3 protein-coding genes are annotated in these 3,387 nt (G+C 69.2%); all 3 read left to right on the top strand.

Annotated features, from left to right (window positions below; translation table 11 throughout):
- Window positions 1-578 (top strand): efflux RND transporter permease subunit (locus HUK84_RS13000; protein ID WP_176640672.1); only part of this gene is annotated, 578 nt, incomplete at its 5' end.
- A complete protein-coding gene (locus HUK84_RS12995; RefSeq protein ID WP_176640671.1) occupies window positions 575-1,858 on the top strand; it encodes an efflux RND transporter periplasmic adaptor subunit in 1,284 nt (427 codons plus the stop codon). The genes HUK84_RS13000 and HUK84_RS12995, both read left to right, overlap by 4 nt.
- On the top strand, window positions 1,855-3,387 hold a 1,533-nt coding region (locus HUK84_RS12990; protein ID WP_176640670.1), incomplete at its 3' end, for an efflux transporter outer membrane subunit. The genes HUK84_RS12995 and HUK84_RS12990, both read left to right, overlap by 4 nt.

The following is a 3,387-nucleotide window of genomic DNA, read 5'->3' as shown; positions in this document are numbered from 1 at the left end:
CCGCCCGCCACGACCTGCCGCGCGGCTCCAGCCTGGTGGTGCGCGGCCAGGCCGTGACGATGACCGGCGCCTACCTGCAGCTCGGCATCGGCCTCGCCATGTCGGTGCTGCTGGTCTATCTGATCATCGTCGTGAACTTCCAGTCCTGGCTGGACCCGTTCATCATCATCACCGCGCTGCCCGGCGCCCTGGCCGGCATTTCCTGGAGCCTGTTCGTCACGCACACGGCCCTGTCGGTGCCGGCCCTGACCGGCGCGATCATGTGCATGGGCACCGCCACGGCGAACTCGATCCTGGTGGTGGCCTTCGCCCGCGAACGGATGGACGTCCATGGCGACCCGATCCGCGCGGCGATCGAGGCCGGCTTCGAACGTATCCGGCCGGTGCTGATGACCGCATCGGCCATGATCATCGGCATGCTGCCGATGTCGATCAGCAATTCGCAGAACGCGCCGCTCGGCCGCGCCGTCATGGGCGGGCTCGCGATCGCCACGGTCGCGACGCTGCTGTTCGTGCCCTGCGTCTTTGCGATGCTGCATTCCAGAAGACACCGTACCGCTGAAGGAGAACATGCATGAGCGGCGTGGAACAGGTCTCCAGGCGCGGTGCGTCCGGCCGCGGCAGGCTGCTGGCCGGCGTCGGCGCCGTCATCGGGCTGGTCGTCGTCGTTGGCGGCATCATCCAGCGGCAGGCGCATTTCAGCACGCTGCGGCAGCAGACGGCCGACGCCGCCATCCCCCGGGTGCAGCTCATCGCGCCGTCCCATGGGCCCAGCACCCGCACGCTGGACCTGCCGGGCAACATCGCCGCCTGGTACCAGGCGCCGATCTACGCCCAGGTCTCGGGCTACGTGCATATGTGGTACAAGGACATCGGCGCCCGGGTGAAGACCGGCGACGTGCTCGCCACCATCGACACGCCGGGGCTGGACGCGCAATACGCGGCCTCGAAGGCGAATTTCGACGTGGCGATGGCGCGCTACAAGCTGGCGCAGATCACCGCCCATCGCTGGAAGGCGCTGCAGGGCACCCAGGCCGTCTCGCAGCAGGAAGTCGACGTCCAGGCCGCGAACGCCGAAGCCGAACAGGCGCAGGTCGAAGCCGCGCGCCACGACGTGTCGCGCTACGCGGCGCTGATCGGCTTCAAGCAGATCGTCGCCCCCTTCGACGGCGTGGTGACCTCGCGCCTGGCCGATGTCGGCGACTATGTGAATGCCGGCGGCGGCGACGTCTCCTCGCACGGCACCGCGACCGAACTGTTCAGCGTGGCCGACGTGCACCGCATGCGCATCTTCGTCGCCATCCCGCAGGATTACGCGGACATCATCAGCCCCAAGCTGACGGCCGACGTCACGGTCCCGCAACATCCCGACCGGGTCTTCAAGGCGTCGTTCCTCGCCACCGCAAGCGCGTTCAACGCCTCGACCCGTACGGTGACGACCGAACTGACGGTCGATAACAGCAAGGGCGAATTATGGCCCGACTCCTACGCCACCGTCCATTTCCGCGCCCCGGGCGACCCCGGCATGCTGATCCTGCCCGAGGGCGCGCTGATCTTCCGCGCCCAGGGCATGCAGGTGGCCCTGGTCGACGACAATAACCGCATCCGGCTGCACAACGTCACGGTCGGCACCAACCTGGGCACCATGGTGCAGATCCTCGGCGGGCTGAAGCCCACCGACCGGGTGGTCAACAACCCCTCGGCCGGCCTGCTGGACGGGCAGGAAGTCCGGATCGTCGACTCCACGCCGGGCTACAACGTGCCGTCCGGCGCCGCCCCGGCCGTCGCGCACGACGCGGACACCAGGGCCATGCCGATCGACAATGCCGGCACGGAGGAGGCAGGGGCCCGTCAATGACCATCTCCAGGCCCCCCCGCTCAAGGCGTCTCCGTTCCGCCCCGCTCGCCGGCGGCCTCGCGCTGCTCACCGGGCTCGCCTCCTGCGACATGGCGCCCGCGTACCATCCGGCCAAGTTCGCCTTTCCCGACAATTGGCAGGGGCAGGGGATCATGCGCTACGGCACGCCGCAGGACGGCGCGCTGCGCGGCGACTGGTGGACCCTGTTCAACGATCCGCTGCTCGACAGGCTGGAAGAACAGGCCAACCGCGCCAATCCCGATCTCCAGGCGGCGGCCGAAACCTTCACCCAGGCCCGCGACATGGCGGCCGAGGCCGAGGCCGGCCTCTACCCGCAGGTCAGCGCCTTCGCCGGCGCCGCGAAATACAAATCCTCGCAGCACCGGCTGTGGCGCGGCCATGGCTCCAGCGGCCCCGAATACATGTCGTCCGAGCAATATTACGGCACGGCGACGTGGGAACCCGATTTCTGGTCGAAGATCCGCAACCAGACCCGCATGAGCCAGCAGCGCGCGCAGCAGAGCGCCGCGGACTACGCGCTGGCGCGCCTCAGCATCGATGCCGAGCTGGCATCCAGCTACATCTTGCTGCGCGGCCTCGACGCGCAGGACGCGGTCTATCGCGACTCGATCCGCACCTACGGGCTGGCGGTGCAGATCACCCGCATGCGCCAGGCCGGCGCCATCGCCGCGGGCCTCGACGTCTCGCGCGCCCAGAACCAGCTCTATGCCACCCAGGCGCAGGAAACCGACCTGCAGGCCCGCCGCGCGGTGCTGGAACACGCCATCGCCGTGCTGGTCAACGCGGCGCCGGCCGCCTTCCATATCCAGCCCGAGCAGGCCCTGCATTTCCCCGAGGTCACGGTGCCGCTCCTGCTGCCCTCGGCGCTGCTGGAACGCCGTCCCGACGTGGCGGCGGCCGAGCGCGAGATGGCGCAGGCCAACCGCGCGATCGGCGTCTCGCGGGCGGCCTTCTATCCCGACATCTCGGTCAACGCCATGACCGGCTTCATGGATAACGGCTTCACCCTCGCCGACCTGACCAACAGCATGTATTCCTACGCCGTCCAGGCGGCGATGCCGCTGTTCCAGGGCGGGCTGCGCCGGGCCGAATTGCAGCGCACCTGGTCCCAATACCGCCAGGCCGAGGACACGTACCGCGCCACCGTCCTGGGCGCCTTCCAGGATGTCGAGGACGGGCTGACCCTGACCAACCAGCTCCGGACCGAGCAGGCGCAGCAGGAAGCGGCGGTGACCGCCGCGATGCGCACCCAGAACATGACCATGACGCTCTATACCGGCGGGCTGACCAATTATCTCGACGTCGTGGTGGCCCAGATCGCCGCCCTGACCGCCCGCATCGACGAGGTCCAGGTCGAGACACGGCGCTTCCAGGCCACGGTCTCGCTGATCCGCGCCCTGGGCGGCGGCTGGTCGCGGGCGCAGATCCCCGACGCCAAGGCGATCCGCCCGTTCGGCCCCCTGCAATATGAAGGGCTGCGCGTGCCCAAGGAGGCCGGGGGCATCGCC

Origin of the sequence: Nguyenibacter vanlangensis (assembly GCF_013376155.1) — a bacterium.
Lineage (GTDB): Bacteria > Pseudomonadota > Alphaproteobacteria > Acetobacterales > Acetobacteraceae > Gluconacetobacter > Gluconacetobacter vanlangensis.
The sequence above is the reverse complement of the archived record's forward strand: the minus strand, read 5'-3'. Positions and strand labels throughout refer to the sequence as shown.